Here is a 15,111-nt window from a genome sequence, read left to right on the forward strand (position 1 = left end):
CGCCGAAAGAAAACCGGCGGCGTTCCTTTTTCCCCTGTCAATTTGAATTTATCTCCTCCTCGGTGACGCACTCCTTCTTGAGCTTTGCCACCAGCGCCTCCAAAGCGGCGATCACATGGGGGCGGATGTCGCCTCCCACCAGGACGTACATCAGGTCGTCCCCCACGGCCAGCTCACCCTCGTTGAGCCATATCCGAACGTGGAAGATTCCCGGCCAGGTTCGGATCTCCGCCGCAGCGGCCTCCGCCCTCTCCTTATCATAGCCGAAGCGCATCCCGGTCACGGCCCTCTGGGCCTTTCCCTCCCGCACCTGGGTTCGGGCGGTGGCGCGCACCACTCCGTTGTGGGTCAGGTACATGCCCACCTTGCCGCTGTCCGGGGCAGCCTTGGCCTCCCGGAGCCAGGCGTCCATAGAGGGCGGGGTCTTCCCGCCCACGGGGACGGCGCAGTCGGCGGAGCCCTGGGAGAGGAGCATATCCACGCCGTGTCCGATGGCCGGGAGCACGGCGGCCAGGTTCTCCCTGGCCGCCTTTTCGCTGCCGGGAAGGTTTACCAGAAGCGTCCGCGCCCGAATTCCGGCAATGCCACGGGAGAGGCACCCCCGGTCGGTGACCTTCATGCTTTCGGCGCGCATGGCCTCCGGAATACCGGGGACGGTACGTTCCAGCACCTCCGCCGTGACCTCCGGGGTCACGTCCCGGGGAGAAAAACCGGTGCCGCCGGTGGTGACCACCAGGGCAAGGCCCAACTCGTCGGCGCATTTGATCAGCTCAGCCCGGATGTCCGCCGCCTCGTCGGGAACGATGGCGGTGTGGAGGACTTGGAAGCCCGCCGCCTCCAGGAGTTCCTTAACGGCGGGGCCGCTGGTGTCCACCCGCTCTCCCCGGGCGCCCTTGTCGCTGATGGTGATAACTGCCGCTGTCCGGCTCATATTGCCTCCCCCTCTCTGTGATAGTCACCGTGAACGCCGCCGGTCTTTTCCACCAGGCGCACGTCAGTGATGACCATGTCCCGCTGCACCGCCTTGCACATATCGTAGACCGTCAAAGCGGCCACGCTGGCGGCGGTGAGCGCCTCCATCTCCACGCCGGTGCGCCCGCCGCAGCGGACGGTGGCCCGGATCTCCACGCTGGATCGCGCCTCGTCCAGCTCCAGGGAAAGCTCCACGCCATCCACAAGGATGGGATGACACATGGGGATGAGCTCCGGCGTGCGCTTGGCCCCCATGATCCCGGCGATCTGGGCCACGGTGAGCACATCCCCCTTCTTCACGCCGCCGGTCTGGATCAGGCGGAAGGTCTCCCCGTTGACCAGCACCCGGGCCGCCGCCACAGCAGTGCGAACCGTGGGCGGCTTCTCCCCCACGTCCACCATTTTGGCCCGGCCCGCGGCGTCAAAATGGGTGAAATCTTTTTTGTTTTCCATGATAAATTCCGTCAGCTCCTCTATCTCGTCAAAGCCGAACCTCGGCACGGCGTCGGTCATATCCTCTCGGTCGGTCACCAGGGCCACATAGTCCTCCACGGGACTGGGAAAGTCCTTCCCCACCGCCCTGCGGCACAGGCCGATGCGGGAGATGCCGCTGTTTTTCCAGCCCTCCACCAGGATGATGTCCACCTCACCGATCTGGGCCAGCACCTGCTCCAGCGAGGCGCCGGCCTGCTTTATGAAGGCGGTCTTTCCCAGGGAGGTGATAGCCGTCACCGCCGCCCCCGCCTGGGTATAGCGCCAGGAGTCCTTTCCGGGGTGGTCGATCTCAAAGTCGTGGCCATCGTGCTTCACCGCCCCCACCCGCAGCCCCCGCGCGGTCAGGGCGGCGATGAGCTTTTCCATCAGCGTGGTCTTTCCCGTGCCGGAATAGGCGGACAGCCCCAGTACCGGTATCCCTTCCATGCTCAGCCTCCGATCTGGTTCATGTCCCGCCCCGCTCTGCTGGGCTGGGCGTGGGAGAGGGGTTCGTGGCAGCGGGGCTTGGCCAAAATGGCCGCCCGCAGCTGCTGCACCATCTCCTCCCGGCTCAGTCCCTTAAGAGACAGCTCCGTCTCCGCGTGGAGGCAGGGCTTCACCTTGCCGTCCGCGGTGAGGCGCAGGCGGTCGCATGAGGCGCAGAAGTGGTCGCTCACCGGGCTGATGAGCCCTACGTTCCCCATTCCGCCGGGGAGGCGGTAAAGCCGGGCGGTGCCTCCCCGGCCGGAGACAGGCTCCAGCTCCGGAAGGCGCTCCAGCACTGCGGTACAGGGGATAAACGCCGACTGGGGGAAGCCCTCGGTCATGGGCATAAGCTCGATGAACCGCACGTCCACCGGCCACCGGCGGGTGAGCTCCGCCAGAGCGGGGATCTCATCGTCGTTAAAGCCCCCAATAAGCACCACATTGAGCTTCACCTTTTCAAACCCGGCCTTCAGTGCCGCTTCAATGCCGGCCAGGGCCTGGGGCAGCTCCCCGACGCGGGTGATCCGGCGGTATTTCTCCCCGTCCAGCGTGTCCAGACTGATATTGACCCGGCTCACCCCCGCATCCCGCAGAGGTTCCGCCAGCTGGGGCAGCAGAAGGCCGTTGGTGGTGATGCAGACCTCCCTGATGCCCTCTACCTGTGCGCACTGGCGGCAGATGGAGAGAATATTCTTCTTCACCAGCGGCTCACCTCCGGTGATGCGCAGCTTGGTGATCCCCAGAGAGGCGGCGGCCTCCACGGCGGCGAGCATCTCCTCCTGGGTCAGCATCTCCTCATGGTCTTGGAGGGACACGCCCTCCTCCGGCATGCAATAGCGGCAGCGCAGGTTGCACCGGTCGGTCACCGACAGCCGCAGATAGGTGATCTCCCGTCCAAATCCGTCTCTCATAATCAATACCTTCCAAAGGTGCAGTTGGGGAAATGGCAGCTCCCGCACTGCTGGCACAGGCCGCCCTCCCCCAGCCGCCGCAGATCGTCCAGGGTCAGCCGCTGCCCGGTAAAGACCTGGGGCAGGAGCACGTCGAAGATGGTGGTGGGCATGCTGATGGCCGCGCCGGGCACGCCCAGCACGGCGGTCTGGCCCAGATAGGCCACCAGGGTCATGTTCCCCGGCTGGGAGGGCACGCCATGGCTGACCACCTCCGCCCCCATGGCCCGGATGGCGGCAGGGGTCAGATCGTCGGGATCCACAGACATACCGCCGCTGAAGATGAGCAGCTCCGCCCCCGCCTCCAAAAACCGCCTCCCGGCCGACAGGAGCATATCCGGCTCGTCGTCGCAGATGGTGGCGCCCAGCAGCTCATGGGGATATTTCTCCAGCTTCCTACGGGCCACCGCCTCGAACTTGTCCTTGATCCGGCCGGAGTACAGCTCCGACCCGGTAATGATGATCCCCACCTTCAGCCTGCGGTAGGGCTTCAGGGCCAGGAGCGGGCGCTCCCTGCACAGCTCCTCCGCCCGAAGGACATTCTCCTCCCGCGTCACCAGGGGCACGATGCGCATAGAGCACAGGCGCTCGCCCACCTCCACGGGATAGTGGTCGGGCAAGGTGGAGATGGTCACGTCGGGAATGGCGTTGACCTCCCTCAGCAGGGCGGTATCCACCCGGAACATCCCCCGGACGTCAGCGCGGAGGACTACCTTTCCCTCAGAGGGCCCCTCATAATGGGCCCCCTCCACCGGAGCCATGGCGGCAAAGCGCAGGGCGCAATCCTCCTCATGGAGCTCCCCGGCGTTCTCCTCCCAGACGAAGACCGTCCGCTTGCCCAAGTCCAGCAGGGCGGGTACGTCCTCCGGCGTGATAACATGCCCCCGGCGGAAGGCAGCGCCCTTAAAGCCGTCCCGCATGGCGGTAATATCGTGGCAGAGAGAGAGTCCCACCGCCTGTTCCACATCTACCTTTTTCATAGCACAAATCCTTTCAATACCGTCCCGGCCTCCAGCGCGCCGCTCCCGGCGGGCACCACGGCGATCGCGTCACAGCCCACTGCGCTGATAAGCACGGCGTTGCCCTGGTTGGCGGGCAGCTCCAGCGCCGCCTCTCCTCCATCCAGCTTCAGCCGGCCCCGCAGGAGCCGGGTCATGGGGCTGGGCTTGGGATAGGGCGCGGCCAGGGTCAAGCGCGCCTCCCGGGGGAGATAGTCCGCCAGCCCCCGGAGCTTTCGCAGCGCCGGGGCTGCGATGGCATAAAAGTTGGTCAGGGCGGCGGCGGGGTTGCCTGAAAGGCCGCAGACCAGCTTCCCCCGCCCCACGCCGTAGGCGCAGGCCATACCGGGCTTAAAGTCCACGCCCCGGAAAAGGAGCTCCACGCCCCCCTGCTCCATGGCGGCGGGGGTCAGGTCGTAGTCGCCGGCGGAGACTCCGCCGGTGAGCACCAGGGCGTCGCAGCTCTCAAGCCCCTGGGCCACAAGGCGGCTGATGGCCTCCACGTCATCTCCGGCCCAGCCCAGCCACACCGGATCACAGCCCAGCGCCGTCAAGGCCGCTGAGAGGGTATAGCGGCTGGTGTCGTAGATCTTTCCCGGCGCCGGCTCTGCCGTCAGGGGGAGCAGCTCCTCCCCGGTGGTGATAAGCCCTACCCGGGGCCTGCGGTACACCAGCGGCTGCGTCTGCCGCTGGGCGGCCAGCACCCCTATGAGCCCGGCGTCGATGACCGCACCCGGCGAGGCCAGCAGCTGCCCCGCCTTCACGTCCTCCCCTGTCCGAACGATGTTCTGCCCCGGCTTTGCGGGCTTAAAAAGGGTCACTGTCTCGGAAGTGAACTGGGTGGCCTCGTACTTTACCACTGCATCCGCTCCCGGCGGGATGGGAGCCCCGGTCAGCACCTTTACCGCCGTGCCCTCCGTTACCGGGCAATGGGAGACGCCCCCGGCGGGGATCTCCTCCAAGACCCGAAGCTCCACCGGGCTATCCTGTCCCGCCCCCTGCACGTCCTGAGCGCGAAAGGCGTAGCCGTCGTAGGGAGAGCGGTCAAAGGCGGGCACATTCTCCGCTGCCGCCAGGCTCTGAGCCAGCACCCGGCCGGCACAGTCCGCCAAGGGGAGCCGCTCCGCCGCCACCGGACTCACCGCATCCGCGGTCAACGTCCGGGCGGCCTCATAAGAAATATGTTTTTCCATGGGGGTCACTCCTTCAAAAGCAAAAGGGCCTCGGGGGGCAGCGAAACCGTCAAGGCCTCTCCCTCCGTCCGCTTCCAAGCCTCCTTGTCCAGAACAATACCAAAGGGTTCGCTCTCCCCGGCATTCAGGGGTTTGAGCATGACGGTGACGGAAAAGGGATCCTCCACCACCTCCGCCACCCGGCAGACCACCTGGTTTTCACCGGGGCCCAAGACCACATCGTGAAGCCGCACGCCCACATAGTCGGCCGCCTCTGCCCCTTGGGGAAGGCACAGGGTCACTCCCCAGTCCAGAGCCTCTATTTTCCCCTCCCCCAGCGCTTTGGCCCGGGAGATGTTCTTGCACCCGGTGAGCCGGGCGGCAGAGACGGTTTCCGGCCGCTGGAACACCTGGTGCCGGGTGCCCATCTGCAGGATCTGCCCGGCGCGCATCACCGCCACCTGCTGGGCCAGGCGGAAGACCTCGTCCCTGTCGTGGGATACCAGCAGGGCGGTCTTTCCCAGCCGGTGGATGACCTGGCGGGTCTCCCGCTCCATCTGGAAGCGCAGGTGGCTGTCCAGGGCGGAGAAGGGCTCGTCCAGCAGCAGCAGGCGGGGACGGCTCACCAGGATACGGGCCAGGGCCGTCCGCTGCTGCTCGCCTCCGGAGAGCTGGTAGGGCCGCTTATGCTCCAGCCCTTTCAGCCCCATGGCCGCTATCAGCTCCTCCACCATGGGCGCATCGCGCTTCTCCCGAAGGCCACAGCGGATATTCTTCTCCACCGTCATGTTGGGAAACAGGGCGTAATTCTGGAAGAGATAGCCCACACGCCGGCGCTGGGGCGGCAGGTCGATCCCCTTCTCCGAGTCGAAGAGGGTCTCCCCATCCAGCACGATCCTCCCCCGGTCGGGCCTGCGTATCCCGGCCACGCACTGAAGGGTCATGCTTTTCCCGCTGCCGGAGGCCCCCAGCAAAGCCAGGGTCTCCTCCCCCACCTCAAAATGTGTCTTGAGGTGAAAGTCCCCCAACCGCTTTTCCATGTCCACAAAAAGCGACATCAGGCTACCTCCCGCTTTCGCTCCAGAAGGTTTACCGCCACCAGCACCAGGGCGGAGATGGCCAAGTTCACCAGCACCCAGCGCAGGGCCAGGCCGTCCTCTCCGGTGCGCCAAAGCTGGTAGACGGCAGTGGAGATGGTGGCGGTACGGCCCGGGGTATAACCGGCGAGCATACTGGTGGCGCCATACTCGCCCAGCGCTCTGGCAAAGGCCAGCACCGTCCCCGCCAGGATACCCTGACGGCAGACGGGGATGCGGATATGCCAAAAAATATAGGTGTTGCTCAGTCCCAGAGTCTTCCCCGCCTGCGCCAGCGTCTCGTCAAAGCTCTCAAAAGCGCCTCTGGCAGTGCGGTACATAAGGGGGAAGATCACCACCACAGTGGCAAAAATGGCGGAGTACCAGGCCATGGTCAGCCGCACGCCAAAATGCGTCAGGATCCAGCTTCCCAGCACCCGTTTGGGGCCCAGCAGGCGCAGGAGCAGGTAGCCCACCACCGTAGGCGGCAGCACCAGGGGCAGGGTGAGCAGTACATCCAGAACGCCCTTGACCAGCCGGGGCGCTCTGGCGATATAGTAGGCCGCCAGCAGGCCCAGAAAGAAGACGAGCACTGTGCTGATGCCCGCGATCCGCAGGGAGTTGAGCAGAGGGAACCAGTCCATGCCCCGCCCTCCTTTCTTCCGTCTCTTTTCAGCTCAGAGGGCTGAAGCCCACGGAGGAGAACACCGCGCCGGCCTCTTCCCCGGTCAGATAATCCAGAAAGGCCTGGGCCTCCTCCCCGTGGGCGCTGGTGTGGAGTACAGCGGCAGGATAGATCACGCGGCCGCACATATCGCCGGTGGCGGTGTCCGCCACAGTCAGTCCGGCAGAGAAGGCGTCGGTGGCGTAAATGATGCCGCAGTTCACCGCCCCCTCGGAGATTTGGGAGGTGACCTCTTTCACGTTGGAGCCGTAGGTAAGCACGCCGGCGGCATTAAGGGCGTCCTCCTCCAGGCCGTAATAGGCGAATATCTTCTGGGTGTACTGGCCCACCGGCACATCGGCGTTGCCCACGGCCATCAGCACATCTCCATTCTCCAGCCGCTGGGCCAGATCGTCATAGGACTGGAGCCCGGCGGGGTTCCTCTCGGGCACCGCCAGCGCCACCTTGTTTTCCAGCAGATCCACCCGGCTGCCCTGGAGCACAAAGTCCAGCCCCTCGGTGTTCACCTGGGGATCGGCCTCAATATCCAGCTGATCCATTTGCTTGGGGGCGGCGGAGAGGAACACATCGCACACCGCGCCCTCCTGGATCTGCGTCTTCAGGGTACCGGAGGAGTCGAAGTTGAAGACCAGGGTCACATTGGGGGCCACGGCCTTATAGTCCTCGGCGATCTGGGTCAGGGTCTCTGTCAGGGACGCGGCGGCAAAGACCACCAGCTCCACCTGCTCCTGCGCGGGAGCGGAGGGCTGCTGCGTCTCAGGGGCCGCAGGCGGGGTCTGAGCAGTTTGCGTCTCCCCACCGCCGCAGGCGGTCAGGGACAGGGTCATGGCGGCGGCAAGGGTCAATGCGGTGAGCTTTTTCATGGTTCTTCCTCCTCAAGTTTGTTCTTTTTATTGCGGTGCAATAAAAATGTCCGTCTTCACATAGACGGACAACAAACTAGGTCAAAGCCGCTCACCGGTTTTAACTTAATACGCCGTATCCGTCCCCTTTTCAATCAGGAAGGCCGCTTCGTTTCCAAATACGACCCCGGGCCGGAGCTCCGGCCGGCTCCAACGCCATGGCTTACGCTTTAGGCGAAGGAGCTCGAAGACACTGACATTATCGCATAGGAGCAAAGGATTGTCAATTTCATTTTCGGTGGGATCGACATTTTCCGCGTTTTCCTTCAAAAGCGGCATGGCATATTTTTCTGTTGACTGGCTTACTTTTTTCTTCCCGCCACAGACGGCGGCGTCCAAACAGCGCCATTAAAAAACAGGAAGGCGGCAGGATATCCCGCCGCCTTCCTATTATCACTCTCTCCAGCCCTTGCACACATCCACCCAGTCCACATAGCCGGAATACTCTTCCAGTTCTGCGATGGTCAGCTCGATGGCGCTGTTGCTGCTGCCGCAGGCGGGAAAGACGGTCTGGAACCGTTTCAGGGACTCGTCCAGGTAGACCGTCACCCCCTCGTTGACCCCGAAGGGACATACACCGCCCACGGCATGGCCGATAAGGGATTCCACCTCCTCTGGGGCAAGCATCTTCGCTTTTGTCCCGAACCGGGCCTTATATTTGGGGTTGTCCACCTTGGCGTCGCCGGCGGCCACGATAAGGATCGGCTTCTCCTCCACCAGGAAGGAGAGGGTCTTGGCGATGCGGCACCCCTCACAGTTCAGGGCTTGGGCCGCCAGCTCTACCGTGGCGCTGGACACCTGGAACTGCTGGATCCGCTCTGCCGCGCCATACTGTTCAAGATGGGCCTTTGCTCTTTCGATGGACATGATGGATCTCCCCTTTGCGCTTTTTGGCTCATCATACCACATTTCCACAGAGAATGGAAGCGCCGCCTTGCTTTTCTCCCCGTCCTGTGGTACGATTTCCAAAATGACATGGGAGAAAGGGGGATACGTATATGGTGGTAGGCGCCGCGCTGCTTGTGGGAGGCGAAAGCCGCCGCATGGGCCGGGACAAATCCCAGCTTCTCCTCGGGGGAACGACCTTTCAGGCCCGGCTGGCAGAGATGCTCTCCGACTTCCCGGAGCGCCTTCTGTCCGTGGGCCGGCGGACGCTCTCCGTCCCCGGCTTTCTCACTGTGCCCGACCTGCTCCCCGACCGGGGCCCCCTGGGGGCGCTCCACGCCCTGCTCACCGTCTGCCGCTCAGAGGCCCTTATCCTGGTTCCCTGCGACGCGCCCCTTTTTTCCAGGGAGCTGGCCCGGTTCCTGGCCCAGGCCATAACGGAGGAGTGGGAGGCAGTGGTTCCCGTCACCCGGGACGGCCGGCAGCATCCTGCCTGCGGCGTGTACCGCAAGGACGTTCTTCCCAAGCTCCAAGCCCAGCTCAGGGCGGGAAACGGCCGGATGCGCGATTTCCCGGCCTCTCTGCGAACCTGCTGGCTCCCTCTGGCGGATACCCCCTTCCCTGACCGGTGCCTTACCAATGTCAACACGCCCCAGGCGTACGACGCCCTGCTGGCAGAGGAACAGCCGTCTTCCTTTTTTTGATTTCCCTCTTGACGAATCTATAAAATCTGGTATAATAACATCTGCTGTCCGACTTGGTCGGCTCCAGCGTTTGTGACCTGCAGTGGTATCGAAGTGGTCATAACGAGCACGATTGGAAATCGTGTAGCCGCTAAAACGGCTCGAGGGTTCGAATCCCTCCCACTGCGCCAAAAAGAAAAACCTCAGAGCCGCAAAGGTTCCGAGGTTTTTTCTTTTGTTTGCAATAGCTTTCGGTACTTCGCCGAATCTCTCTAAAGTGAAACACAGTTTCCATTCAGTAGACAAAATTGACCTTCACGAAACAGAAAATGCTAACTAAAATGCTAATGGCACATCAATGAAAGAAGAGGGCGTTGCAGTTTTCCACTCCGCAACGCCCTCTTCTTTATTTCTCTACCTCCGGCAGCCCCGCCACGCTGGTCAGCAGGCTCAAAGCCCCGGCCAGTGCCGAGGCGCTGACCACCACGGGCCAGTTGACCTCACTGAGCACCGCCGCGGCGCCGATGGTGGCCACCGCCGTCTGGGCCATGGTCTTCACCGCGCGCACGGCAGCACACCGGATCCACTTGCTCCAATAGCTCATATGTACACCTCCCCTCATTTGTGATATTCCTCCAGATCGGAGAGACGGTGGTTGATGACCTTGACCTGCTCCTCCAGCACTGGTACCCGCCGGGCAAAGTTGTTGTGCTCCCGCACCTCCCGGGTCAGATCCTCGATTTTGGCGTTGGTGGCCGCCTGGCGTTCCTCCAGCTTGGTGTCGGTAACCGCCTGGGCCTTGTTGTTGGCGATGAGCACCCCCGCCAGAGTGATGATCCCCGTGATCGCAGCGGCAATAATGGTCTCCATGATCCGGCCCCTCACTCTCTCACCGCCGGCCGGTCGAACAGGCCGGCCCGATCCATCAGGATCACCGTCTGCAGATTAGGCTCCCACAGGCCCATCGCCCCCGTCTTGTCCAGCTTGATGTAGCCCTGTTGAATGGCTCTGGTGACCGCTTCCTGGCCGTAGGGCAGTTCGCTCACAAACTGATAGAGTTTCATACCGTCTTCCCCTTTCGTGGCTTCCTGGGCGGCGTAGGCAGGCCGTGCGGCCCCGCCCACGTACCTCAACGCCCGCCGGCGGCGCATCACGGCCCCGCCGTTAGCTTCGTTGGTCGTTCCCGTGTTGCCGTCGATGGTGGTCACATAACCCGGCTCTACAGCCACACACAGGCCGATGTGGTTCATCACACCCTTCTTGTTGCCGTCAAAGACGAAGAAGACCAGATCTCCGGGCTGGATGCTCTCCTTTGCCACTGTCTGCCCCCAGCGCTTATACCAGTTATAGAGGGTGGTACAGGAGGCCGTCTTTTGGCCGCCATAGAACAGCTCCGACGCCCCCACGTCCTGGAAGAGGCACCACTGGAAGGCGCAACACCAGGGATAGGCCGCCCCGGACACCGCCTTTCCGTAGTAGCGGGTGTTGAAGACCACATTGTTGGAGTCGGGCGGGGCCTCCTTGATTCCCAGATATTTCTCCGCCGCCTGGATCAGGTCGCTTGCTGTGGCACTCATGCTGTCACCTCCCCAATCACCACCACCGTGCCCGTCTCTTCGGCCTCCATACTGCACTTTGCGTAACCGATGCCAATACTCTCCATCAAATTGTTGAGCTGCTCCGATATGCTCCCATCAGCGGCTTTGTACGCGGAAGCATATTCTTCCGTCGGAAAGGAAAAGTCCGTCCCATCGATCGTATATCTAACCGCAAAGCGTTTTGTAGAGGAGTAAGAAAGGCCAAGGATCAGCAGTGCTCCATCCGGTGATATTGCAAGGCTCTCGCCGGATCCGTCTCCCCCGACGGTCTTGATGTACGTGATCGATGTGCCATTGACCGAGTACGCTCTCGCCCAACCTATACCCCCTCCAACCAGAAGCAGCATAGAGCCGTCCGGCGAGAATGCAATTTCAGCCACATTGCCAAAATCGAGTGTGGTTCCCTCCGTATCCGCATAAATGTCGCTGATGTAAGTTATAGAGGTTTCCTCTACGGCATATACCTTGGCCCGCCCGGTAAATGTACCTCCAAGCACCAGAAGGGAGCCGTCAGGTGAAAACGCAGCGGCGTATATAACACCATTAAGAGCTGTTCCCTCCGCATCCGCGTAAAGATTGCCAACCTCAGTAAGCGTCGTCCCCTCTACGGCGTACACCTTGGATAGCCCACTGGATCCTCCTGCGACCAAGGTACTGCCATCCGGAGAAAATGCCAGACACTGTACGCCACGGAGATCGATACGTCCGGCAGCCGTAAAGGTCGTCCCATCAACAGAAAATACATCGATCTCATTCGCGGATCCGGCTACAAAAACCGTCCCATCCGGCGAAAAGGCCACGCAGGAGATCGACTTTACAGTTACTTTGCCTGTAGGAACAAGCGCAGATTCCTGTACAGAGTAGATATTGGCATCGCTCCCGGCACCGACGACCAACGACGACCCGTCCGCTGAGAAAGCAAGTCCTTTCGGTAGGAGAGCAGGCGGATCCTCAATATCGCCGGAATAAGTGAGCTTTGTTCCGTCAACAGCGTATACCTTTACCTTACCCTGAAACGAGCCGGCCACAACCAAGATCTGCCCATTCGGGGAAAATGCCGCACCACAAACGGTTCCAGAAAGCAGTGCCCCATCCTCTCCGCCCCTGAGATATGGCGCATAATCTCCACTGATGGTATATACCGTATCCCCGACTTGGATCTTGTTTGCCGCTATCACCTGCACCTCCCGGGCCAGATTGATCTGATCTCTGCCCGGGATCGCTCTGACCTTCGCCGGATAAGCAGCAAAGGGATCCGTTTCCTCCACCGCTTGTCCTTTCTCCAGGATCGCCGCCCTAAGATCCGCCTTGGTCTGTGAGAGCCTGGCCAGTTTGTCCACCACAGTACCCACTTCAGACCACCTCCCCGTTGATGGCATCCAGCACGGAAGAAATATCGTCCATCGCTGCATTGACCTTATCGTCCACAGCCTTGGTCACGGCCTCCATAGTCACAGGCATCGTCCACCCCGTGTCTCCGTCCACATCGCTGCACTTTGTCAGCACCTGGCCGGTTTTCCCACCTTTCGGCACCCTGGTGCCCTTGGGTCTCGGTACAGAGCACGGCGGCACCGGAACATCTACATGGTCGCGGCAGTCACAATGCTCAAACATCTCCGTCCTCCGTCTCAGTGGTAGGGATCGGCGCCAGGAACTGGACAGTTTGATTTCCAAGATGGATCCGGATGTTCCCGCTGTTCCCGCCTTGGGCTTCGATCATTTGCCGAATTTCCATGTTTGCAGCCTCCCTCTCCAGATCCGCCTGCCTGATTCGGGCAGCTACCTCCGCGCTAATCGGCAGTGTCCGCACCTGATACCCCTCGGGGATCTCTTCGCTCCATGTGGCGGTGCTTGCCGCCACCCTCTGCATCTGTACGCTCATGCGTATCCCTCCTCACTGTAATCGTCCCCGGTGATCTCTTTGTACTGCTGCGGTGTCAGTAGGCCGGCCCTGACCCTAACCGCCGTAATATTCTTGAGCCGTGCGATGCTGGCGTCATAGTGATCCTTGACCGTCACGGCATAGGGCTCCCCCACGACCTCCTCATATTCTTGGGCAGAGATCTCTCCTTTCTGGAAGGCCTCCATAGCCGGTTGCTTGTTGTTGCGCAGCTGCTGGGCATACGCCGCGTCAGTGGTCGCTCGGCTGGAGGCCATGCCGGCCCGCAGATCGTCCAATTTACTCATTTTTGATTCTCCTTTCGTTTGGCTCTATTTTTTTGATACCAGCGTTTGCACCGGGCTGCATTCTGCGCCCGGAAACGCTCCGCACTTTTCGGGTCATTTGCCCGTCTGAGCTTGTCCCGCTCATACTTTGCTCTACGCCGTTGCGGATCATAACTTCTGTGAGCCCGCTGTCGGGCCGCCACGGCCTCTATGGCATCCAGATCCTCATCAGTATAGGGGCAGGCGTCATAGGGGCAATTCTCGCAGTCCTCTCCACACGGCAATGGTACCCGCCTTAATGGCGGGGCCGCATGCCCGTCCACCTGTTGCCTGCGTCGCGCCTCCCGCTGCCATTCCGCATGTAGCTTCCGCTGTTCCGGGGTACGCTGCTTGCGCCGGAGCAGTGGGGCAAAGGCCTGCTGGAGCTGGGCCAGGCGCGTCCCGTGATGCCGGTGCCAGTCGGCATCCAGATCCATCTCCGGATACCGTCCCGCCAGCTTGTGCCCCGGCGTCCACTGGTAGGTGTTCCGCCGCCCTGCCAGGCATTTGTCCCGCAGGGGACACGGCATATCCTGGCCATACACTCTGAAAATGCCATTGCACCGCTCCGGCCTGATATTGCAGACCCAGCGGCCGGGATTGTGTCGGGCGGCGTTGTCCGTCAGTGGCCGGGGGATCACGGTGGCGTCTCTGGAGGCGTCCAGCGCCGCTGCTGCGCCGCTTGATCCAGCTCCAGCTCCAACTGCAAGCGACGGAGCAGCTCGCCGGCCACCTTGCCCAGTAGCGACGGCCGGCCAATATAGCTCAGGTCTGTCAGCCCCCGCTTCCCGGGATCCTCACCGGTATAGGCCTTCCCATCAATATCCTCTTCGCCGATGTCCGGATACGCGCCGGCATAGCAGCTTGACTTGTTGACCACAAGAGTTTTCAGTTGCTGCACCAACACCCAGTCTGGCCAGGCCTGCCGGCCGGCATAGCGTGCGGTGCCTGCCCAATTCTCGGCGTGGGCCTCCGCCACCACCTCGGGCTGGGTTTTGTCCAAGCTGTTGATCGCATTGACCGCCGTGAGCCAGCCAAACTCTTCACCCGTGATCCGCATTGTCACCCTCCCCTTCCGGCGGCATGATCGTCTTCGGAGCAACCTCTTCCCTGGCCCTCTGCGCTGCTTCTGCCCGGCGCTCCAGCCGGATCATGGCCTCATAGACCAGGTTCAGAGCCGTTGTCCATCCGTTATTCTGCAACAGGTATACATCGACCGCTCTGTCGTACAACTCTTTTGCCGTGCAGGCTCGCAGTCCCTCCTCCACGGTAATGGTGCCTTTATTGACCTGACACCAGAGCCTGAACTCCTCCACGCCCCGGTACCGAACGTTGCGGCTGAGCTCGACCTGCTCCAGGAGGTATTGATAATAGTCCTCACCGAGCTCCACAAATTCCTCGCCGTCTACTGTCAGAAATTGAACCCGCTGGAACACCCGTCCGTCCTCTGTGACAAACTGTGTATATGGATTTGTCATTTTCCCGCCTCCGATCGTTTGGGCCGGAAGGAAGTCAGGCTCGACCTCTCGGGAACGTATCCAGCAGGCAGATACCGCAGGGAGTGCCGCATTACCGGCCCGTCTGCGCCAGATTCAAACCACCAGCTCTCCTCCGGGTAGATTGCCCGGCGGGGCCAGTCCCGTATGGCCTGGGCATAGCGCTCCTCCCGTTCTTCGGCCCACTCATCCACGATCCCGCCAGAAACATCCGGATGGATCAGATTGACCCCAACAAAAAAGTTGGCAAAGGCCCGCACATCATGGAGGATCTCCGGCAGGCACAACACTCCAATGACCGTGTCGTCCCAGTCGTAAAAAATGATCTGTCTCTGTTTATATGGATTTAAGATCATATCGTGCCCTCCCATAGCCAAGATAGACCGCCACATAGCGCTGCAACAGGTTGATATCCGTCCAATCTTGCCTGCAGCGCTCCGTTCTCTGAAAACAAACTGCGCAGAGCCGCCGGCGCCGCTCCATAGGGAAGTGATCCAGCGCAGCCTCCACCGCTGCCACAGCTCCGGCC

Annotated in this window: 21 protein-coding genes, 1 tRNA gene and 1 riboswitch; of the genes, 2 read left to right on the forward strand and 20 right to left on the reverse strand. The window is 61.9% G+C overall.

The features are described 5' to 3' along the window. Nucleotides 1-37 precede the first annotated feature (37 nt). From NFR87_RS04455 to NFR87_RS04500, 9 genes are all read right to left on the reverse strand, one after another. A complete protein-coding gene (locus NFR87_RS04455) occupies nt 38-931 on the reverse strand; it encodes a MogA/MoaB family molybdenum cofactor biosynthesis protein (RefSeq protein ID WP_251446977.1) in 894 nt (297 codons plus the stop codon). Continuing rightward, on the reverse strand, nt 928-1,893 hold the full coding sequence (moaC, locus tag NFR87_RS10485) for a cyclic pyranopterin monophosphate synthase MoaC (RefSeq protein WP_338147036.1): 966 nt from the start codon (nt 1,891-1,893) through the stop codon (nt 928-930). The genes NFR87_RS04455 and moaC overlap by 4 nt, the downstream gene beginning before the upstream one ends. Nucleotides 1,894-1,895: 2 nt before the next feature. Then, nucleotides 1,896-2,843: a GTP 3',8-cyclase MoaA gene (moaA, locus tag NFR87_RS04470; protein WP_251446980.1), complete on the reverse strand. Its 948-nt coding sequence runs from the start codon at nt 2,841-2,843 to the stop codon at nt 1,896-1,898. Between the two features lie 2 nt (nt 2,844-2,845). Continuing rightward, complete coding sequence (locus NFR87_RS04475; RefSeq protein WP_251446983.1) at nt 2,846-3,862, reverse strand: molybdopterin-binding protein; 1,017 nt, start codon at nt 3,860-3,862, stop codon at nt 2,846-2,848. Then, nucleotides 3,859-5,073: a molybdopterin molybdotransferase MoeA gene (locus tag NFR87_RS04480; protein WP_251446985.1), complete on the reverse strand. Its 1,215-nt coding sequence runs from the start codon at nt 5,071-5,073 to the stop codon at nt 3,859-3,861. Before NFR87_RS04480 ends, NFR87_RS04475 begins: the two co-directional genes overlap by 4 nt. Before the next feature lie 5 nt (nt 5,074-5,078). Beyond that, the gene (locus NFR87_RS04485; protein ID WP_251446988.1) at nt 5,079-6,110 is read right to left on the reverse strand and encodes a sulfate/molybdate ABC transporter ATP-binding protein; all 1,032 of its coding nucleotides are present in this window, start codon (nt 6,108-6,110) and stop codon (nt 5,079-5,081) included. Beyond that, complete coding sequence (gene modB / locus NFR87_RS04490) at nt 6,110-6,772, reverse strand: molybdate ABC transporter permease subunit (RefSeq protein ID WP_251446991.1); 663 nt, start codon at nt 6,770-6,772, stop codon at nt 6,110-6,112. Before modB ends, NFR87_RS04485 begins: the two co-directional genes overlap by 1 nt. 28 nt (nt 6,773-6,800) lie before the next feature. Beyond that, nucleotides 6,801-7,676 carry a molybdate ABC transporter substrate-binding protein gene (gene modA / locus NFR87_RS04495; protein WP_251446995.1) on the reverse strand — a complete coding sequence of 292 codons (876 nt, stop codon included), beginning with the start codon at nt 7,674-7,676 and terminating at the stop codon, nt 6,801-6,803. Nucleotides 7,677-7,783: 107 nt separating this feature from the next. Then, nucleotides 7,784-7,917, reverse strand: a riboswitch (molybdenum cofactor riboswitch). Nucleotides 7,918-8,108: 191 nt separating this feature from the next. Continuing rightward, nucleotides 8,109-8,582: a YbaK/EbsC family protein gene (locus NFR87_RS04500; RefSeq protein ID WP_251446998.1), complete on the reverse strand. Its 474-nt coding sequence runs from the start codon at nt 8,580-8,582 to the stop codon at nt 8,109-8,111. Nucleotides 8,583-8,713: 131 nt separating this feature from the next. Between NFR87_RS04500 and mobA the strand changes: the two genes are divergently transcribed. Both mobA and NFR87_RS04510 read left to right on the forward strand, forming a co-directional pair. Further along, complete coding sequence (gene mobA, locus NFR87_RS04505) at nt 8,714-9,304, forward strand: molybdenum cofactor guanylyltransferase (RefSeq protein WP_251447001.1); 591 nt, start codon at nt 8,714-8,716, stop codon at nt 9,302-9,304. Nucleotides 9,305-9,383: 79 nt separating this feature from the next. After that, nucleotides 9,384-9,474: transfer RNA gene (locus tag NFR87_RS04510), tRNA-Ser, on the forward strand. Between the two features lie 215 nt (nt 9,475-9,689). On the opposite strand, the gene NFR87_RS04515 is transcribed toward NFR87_RS04510, so the two are convergent. Genes NFR87_RS04515 through NFR87_RS04565 form a run of 11 tightly spaced genes read right to left on the reverse strand, consistent with a single transcriptional unit; the run spans nt 9,690 to nt 14,938 of the window. Further along, nucleotides 9,690-9,887, reverse strand: a complete 198-nt coding sequence (locus NFR87_RS04515) for a holin (RefSeq protein ID WP_251447004.1) — start codon at nt 9,885-9,887, stop codon at nt 9,690-9,692. A 14-nt stretch (nt 9,888-9,901) separates the two neighbouring features. Further along, complete coding sequence (locus tag NFR87_RS04520; protein WP_251447007.1) at nt 9,902-10,153, reverse strand: hypothetical protein; 252 nt, start codon at nt 10,151-10,153, stop codon at nt 9,902-9,904. An 11-nt stretch (nt 10,154-10,164) separates the two neighbouring features. Next, nucleotides 10,165-10,860, reverse strand: a complete 696-nt coding sequence (locus tag NFR87_RS04525; RefSeq protein ID WP_251447010.1) for an NlpC/P60 family protein — start codon at nt 10,858-10,860, stop codon at nt 10,165-10,167. Then, complete coding sequence (locus tag NFR87_RS04530) at nt 10,857-12,233, reverse strand: WD40 repeat domain-containing protein (RefSeq protein WP_251447013.1); 1,377 nt, start codon at nt 12,231-12,233, stop codon at nt 10,857-10,859. Before NFR87_RS04530 ends, NFR87_RS04525 begins: the two co-directional genes overlap by 4 nt. A gap of 1 nt (nt 12,234) precedes the next feature. Next, complete coding sequence (locus NFR87_RS04535; RefSeq protein ID WP_251447016.1) at nt 12,235-12,495, reverse strand: hypothetical protein; 261 nt, start codon at nt 12,493-12,495, stop codon at nt 12,235-12,237. Then, nucleotides 12,488-12,763 (reverse strand): hypothetical protein, encoded by a 276-nt coding sequence (locus NFR87_RS04540; RefSeq protein WP_251447019.1) that lies wholly within the window; start codon nt 12,761-12,763, stop codon nt 12,488-12,490. Before NFR87_RS04540 ends, NFR87_RS04535 begins: the two co-directional genes overlap by 8 nt. After that, the gene (locus tag NFR87_RS04545) at nt 12,760-13,068 is read right to left on the reverse strand and encodes an XkdX family protein (RefSeq protein ID WP_251447022.1); all 309 of its coding nucleotides are present in this window, start codon (nt 13,066-13,068) and stop codon (nt 12,760-12,762) included. Before NFR87_RS04545 ends, NFR87_RS04540 begins: the two co-directional genes overlap by 4 nt. Continuing rightward, nucleotides 13,065-13,727: a hypothetical protein gene (locus NFR87_RS04550; RefSeq protein ID WP_251447025.1), complete on the reverse strand. Its 663-nt coding sequence runs from the start codon at nt 13,725-13,727 to the stop codon at nt 13,065-13,067. The genes NFR87_RS04545 and NFR87_RS04550 overlap by 4 nt, the downstream gene beginning before the upstream one ends. Then, nucleotides 13,724-14,146, reverse strand: coding sequence for a hypothetical protein (locus NFR87_RS04555; protein ID WP_251447028.1), 423 nt, complete (start codon nt 14,144-14,146; stop codon nt 13,724-13,726). The genes NFR87_RS04550 and NFR87_RS04555 overlap by 4 nt, the downstream gene beginning before the upstream one ends. Beyond that, on the reverse strand, nt 14,130-14,564 hold the full coding sequence (locus NFR87_RS04560; protein ID WP_251447031.1) for a hypothetical protein: 435 nt from the start codon (nt 14,562-14,564) through the stop codon (nt 14,130-14,132). Before NFR87_RS04560 ends, NFR87_RS04555 begins: the two co-directional genes overlap by 17 nt. After that, complete coding sequence (locus NFR87_RS04565) at nt 14,561-14,938, reverse strand: hypothetical protein (RefSeq protein WP_251447034.1); 378 nt, start codon at nt 14,936-14,938, stop codon at nt 14,561-14,563. The genes NFR87_RS04560 and NFR87_RS04565 overlap by 4 nt, the downstream gene beginning before the upstream one ends. Between the last annotated feature and the right edge of the window lie 173 nt (nt 14,939-15,111).

Source organism: Vermiculatibacterium agrestimuris (assembly GCF_943193085.1).
GTDB lineage: Bacteria > Bacillota > Clostridia > Oscillospirales > Oscillospiraceae > Vermiculatibacterium > Vermiculatibacterium agrestimuris.

Excerpts from the sequence above, each read along its gene's own strand:
- NFR87_RS04455 (WP_251446977.1), bottom strand. The coding sequence starts at position 931 with ATGAGCCGGACAGCGGCAGTTATCACCATCAGCGACAAGGGCGCCCGG.
- moaC (WP_338147036.1), bottom strand. The coding sequence starts at position 1,893 with ATGGAAGGGATACCGGTACTGGGGCTGTCCGCCTATTCCGGCACGGGA.
- moaA (WP_251446980.1), bottom strand. The coding sequence starts at position 2,843 with ATGAGAGACGGATTTGGACGGGAGATCACCTATCTGCGGCTGTCGGTG.
- NFR87_RS04475 (WP_251446983.1), bottom strand. The coding sequence starts at position 3,862 with ATGAAAAAGGTAGATGTGGAACAGGCGGTGGGACTCTCTCTCTGCCAC.
- NFR87_RS04480 (WP_251446985.1), bottom strand. The coding sequence starts at position 5,073 with ATGGAAAAACATATTTCTTATGAGGCCGCCCGGACGTTGACCGCGGAT.
- NFR87_RS04485 (WP_251446988.1), bottom strand. The coding sequence starts at position 6,110 with ATGTCGCTTTTTGTGGACATGGAAAAGCGGTTGGGGGACTTTCACCTC.
- modB (WP_251446991.1), bottom strand. The coding sequence starts at position 6,772 with ATGGACTGGTTCCCTCTGCTCAACTCCCTGCGGATCGCGGGCATCAGC.
- modA (WP_251446995.1), bottom strand. The coding sequence starts at position 7,676 with ATGAAAAAGCTCACCGCATTGACCCTTGCCGCCGCCATGACCCTGTCC.
- NFR87_RS04500 (WP_251446998.1), bottom strand. The coding sequence starts at position 8,582 with ATGTCCATCGAAAGAGCAAAGGCCCATCTTGAACAGTATGGCGCGGCA.
- mobA (WP_251447001.1), top strand. The coding sequence starts at position 8,714 with ATGGTGGTAGGCGCCGCGCTGCTTGTGGGAGGCGAAAGCCGCCGCATG.
- NFR87_RS04515 (WP_251447004.1), bottom strand. The coding sequence starts at position 9,887 with ATGAGCTATTGGAGCAAGTGGATCCGGTGTGCTGCCGTGCGCGCGGTG.
- NFR87_RS04520 (WP_251447007.1), bottom strand. The coding sequence starts at position 10,153 with ATGGAGACCATTATTGCCGCTGCGATCACGGGGATCATCACTCTGGCG.
- NFR87_RS04525 (WP_251447010.1), bottom strand. The coding sequence starts at position 10,860 with ATGAGTGCCACAGCAAGCGACCTGATCCAGGCGGCGGAGAAATATCTG.
- NFR87_RS04535 (WP_251447016.1), bottom strand. The coding sequence starts at position 12,495 with ATGTTTGAGCATTGTGACTGCCGCGACCATGTAGATGTTCCGGTGCCG.
- NFR87_RS04540 (WP_251447019.1), bottom strand. The coding sequence starts at position 12,763 with ATGAGCGTACAGATGCAGAGGGTGGCGGCAAGCACCGCCACATGGAGC.
- NFR87_RS04545 (WP_251447022.1), bottom strand. The coding sequence starts at position 13,068 with ATGAGTAAATTGGACGATCTGCGGGCCGGCATGGCCTCCAGCCGAGCG.
- NFR87_RS04555 (WP_251447028.1), bottom strand. The coding sequence starts at position 14,146 with ATGCGGATCACGGGTGAAGAGTTTGGCTGGCTCACGGCGGTCAATGCG.
- NFR87_RS04560 (WP_251447031.1), bottom strand. The coding sequence starts at position 14,564 with ATGACAAATCCATATACACAGTTTGTCACAGAGGACGGACGGGTGTTC.
- NFR87_RS04565 (WP_251447034.1), bottom strand. The coding sequence starts at position 14,938 with ATGATCTTAAATCCATATAAACAGAGACAGATCATTTTTTACGACTGG.